This is a genomic window from Portibacter marinus (assembly GCF_021533195.1).
Lineage (GTDB): Bacteria > Bacteroidota > Bacteroidia > Chitinophagales > Saprospiraceae > Portibacter > Portibacter marinus.
In genome coordinates this window covers 1-3,911 of the sequence record NZ_JAJNKB010000032.1, presented here as the reverse complement: position 1 = coordinate 3,911, position 3,911 = coordinate 1, and the positions used below count along the sequence as shown (strand labels likewise).

At 41.3% G+C, this 3,911-nt stretch carries 1 protein-coding gene; it reads right to left on the bottom strand.

The window, feature by feature from the left end; translation table 11 throughout:
- Positions 1-3,911: HYR-like domain-containing protein (locus L2567_RS20590; protein WP_235299751.1), on the bottom strand; the 3,911-nt coding region annotated here is incomplete at both ends.

Below are 3,911 nucleotides of genomic sequence, written 5' to 3'. Positions count from 1 at the left end.
AATCATCTACCAACGTCCAGGTCCGGGTAATCACCGTCTCATCATCACACACTCCTATTGACTCCACATCCGTAAATGTAGCTTCCAATCCTACTGAACAGTTGTCCATCTCGTCCGTCACATCACCTGTCTGTCCTATGCCAGCATCATACAAACAATCATCATCCTTGTATATCGTCAAATCGGTTGGTACCGTAAAGGTCGGTGGTATCGTGTCATTAATGAGAATTTGTTGGATACATATTGCTTCATTACCACAAGAATCTGCTATGGTAAATGTTCTGTTGATGGTTATTGGACACATGCCCGAAGCATTGTCGATATACCATATGTCCCGAACGTCGCATTCGTCTGAAGTCGAACCTCCAGCAGTATTGAATTCCGCAATCGTAATGCTATTGACCACATTGCTAAAAGGTAGTGAGGTTAGTGCCTCTAAATCTGAAATGTCACATCCTATTACTGTTGTATCAGGAGGACAAGTATACTCAGGCACTGTAGTATCTTCCACTGTAATAGATTGCTGGCATTGTTGTGTATTATCGCATAGGTCAGTGAAAGTGAAAGTTCTCACAACACTTGTGGGGCAGTTTCCTGTTGATACATCTTGATAAAAAATGAAGAGATCACAATTATCATTGGCATTACCACCACTATTTTGATAATCCGAAAGTGTAATTTCAGCCAGCATTTCGCTAAAGGCTAATCCGGTAGCAGTGTCAATGGCAGCCTCAGAACAAGCTTCTATCGTAATATTTGGAGCACAAGTGAATGTTGGCAAAATAGTATCCAACCTCGTGATGATAAAATCACATTGACTCTGATTTCCACATATATCAGTGATCTGGTATGTATTGGTGATGATTTCAGGACAGGTAGTATTGCTACTTACTGAACTTAAAAGTTGCAAGCTGGAGTTATCTACAGTACAAGGGAAACCCAGTACACCTCCAGCATTGACAAAGTCGCTTACATTGGCAATAATAAAGGTATCAGTTGGACATATGGTCACTTCGGAACATTCAAGGCAATTGATCACATCCAGTGTCCATGTATCTGTACTAACGCACCCAGCAGGTGAGGTTGCAGTCACTGTGTAGTTATAAGTCCCGACGCTCAATGGGGCGATATTAAAAATAGTAGAATCTGCTCCTTCTGTTACACCATCTGTCGGAGTCCATTCATAGTCAAATCCATCTGGTAAATCAATGGTATATACATTCTCAATACAAATCGTAGAATCCACTCCCAAATCAAATACCGGAAGCGGATTTACAAGAATGTCAAAATCAAAGGTATCTTGGTTACATTCTAGGCCAGAAATTTTTTCCACCACATATGCTGAATACTGACCAGTCATCGTGGGGGAAAATTGCGCTGAACCGACATTCAAATCTGATTGCAATAATGTTCCACCAGCATCATAAGCATTATACCAATAAATGTCATAAGTGCCTGGAGGTTGTGGTGTAGCAGTCAGAGTCACTACTTCTCCTTCGCAGAACTCTCTTGGACCTTCTAGGAGCAAGTCAATTTCAGGGAAGACTGTTACAGTTACAATATCACAAATTACAGCACCATCCAAACATCCTTCTAGAACATTGTCTACATCTGGTGGCTCTACCTCTCCGCATACTTCATATTGTACAGTAGTTGGTGCTCCAGGTCCTGGTAGAAATGTACTGGTTAAGCAACCTGATGTACAAGACAAGTAACTTTCGTAGCCATTACCAGATACATCCGTCCATGTCACAGTAGATTCATCAATATTACCCTCAACAGTTATCGTATAATCACAACCTATTCTAGTAGTAATATCCTCGGGGACTAAAACGCCTGATACCGCAAGAATTTCTATTTGTTGTTTTTCTTTTCCTGGTTTGCATATGGTAATAATATGAGGCCCAGGGCCATCCACGCAAATAAATTTCCCAAAAACCTCCTCAGTTCCACAATTGACTTGATAAAATTCACTGCCAAATGATGGTGCCTGAACATCGTTGACCTGAATGGCAACAGTATTGGGATTCAAATACAAATTGATCGCCTGACATTCTACATTAGGTCTATTGTTACAGCAATTCCCATCTCTTTTTAATTCAGCTCCGATCCAAAGCGAATCCGGATTATCCCTTAAATCCGCAAATTGAAAAGGTACGGAGCTTTCACATTCATTACATCCACATTCTGCTAAAACAGTAATTTCCAATGTATCTTGTACAAAATTACCACAAGCATCTGTAGCTCTGTATACGATTTGTAAACTGGATGGACAAAAACCTGGTTGACCATTTAGGTCAATAAACTCTTGCGTAACTACTTCTACAGTAACTGTTCCACAATTATCTGTTGCCATTAAAGTACTGTCAGGATCTGGCAGGTCATCAGGGCACCCAACCGAATAATCCGCTGGAAAATTTATCCAAACCGGTGGGGTATTGTCTTCAACACTTATTAATTGCGTTGCAGAGGAGGTGTTGCCACAAGCATCGGTTGCAATAAAGGTTCGTTGAATGGCTGATTCATTGGCACATCCAAGGAAACTGATATTGTCACTGTACAAAATACTAACATTATTATCACAGTTATCCGATACTACAGGACTGCCAGTAAAAGTAGTATCTTGTGAATCAGCACAAGAAATCGTAATATTAGCGGGTGCCGTGATAGATGGTGAAGTATTATCAATGTACGTTATCCTTTGAGTTGCAGAGGTAGTGTTACCACAATCATCGGTTGCAGTCCACCTCCTAGTCAGATTAAACGCAAAGTCTGTACAGTTGCCAGTGTTCGTTTGATTAATTGCTGTGGTATCTAGCACTATACTGGCCACATTGTTGCAATTATCAGTGGCTGTAACATTGAAGGCTGGATGTGTGGCTGAACAATTTAAAGTAATGTTTGCTGGTACTCCACTCAATATTGGCCCTTGATTATCGAATATGGTAATGTTCTGTGTCAATGTGTCTGCATTACCACATGCATCTACTATTCTGTAATACCTTAGTATTGTACCAGAACATCCTGGATTTGGATCGGTCCAAAAATTAGTGACCTGAACTAAGCCTCCACAGTTATCAGTCTCTCCAATCACCTGATTAACATTTCCATTTGGAATCTGTGAATAGCAATTAAAAGGTCCAAGATCAGTTAAGGGATTGGCCGTAGGTGGGATCGTATCTTGTATTAAAATTTGCTGGGTAATATTTGCACTTCTTCCGCATTGATCAGTCAAACGATAGGTCCTGGTCACCGTACCATTACATCCTGGATTACCTGTGTCACTCAGATGGGTTACCATCACTGTCCCTCCACAATTATCCATTTCACCGGTCACATCATTGACATTGGGTGGGGGCCGGTTAGCATAACAGTTAAATGGACCTAATACAGGAAGTGGATCTGCTGTAGGGGGAGTGTTATCATCGATCGATATGTTTTGGGTAATGTTTATGCTATTTCCACATACATCTGTCAAACTATACGTTCTGGTCACTGTGCCGCTGCAACCTGGATTTGCACTATCGCTTACGAATGCGACATTTACTACTCCACCGCAATCATCCATTTCGCCAGTAACAACTGTTACATCTGGTGCAGGAATATCTGCATAACATGAAAATGGGCCAATCGCAGGAATAGGATCTGCTGTTGGTGCTGTGTTATCATCTATGGTAATGTTTTGAGTAATATTTGCAGTGTTTCCACAAACATCTGTCAAACTATACGTTCTGGTCACCGTGCCGCTGCAACCCGGATCTGCACTGTCGCTTACAAACGCTATAGTTACTGCTCCACCACAATCATCCATTTCTCCAATCACAACGCTTACATCTGGTGCTGGAATATCTGCATAACACGAAAATGGACCAATCGCAGAAATGGGATCTGCTGTTGGTGCTGTGTTATCA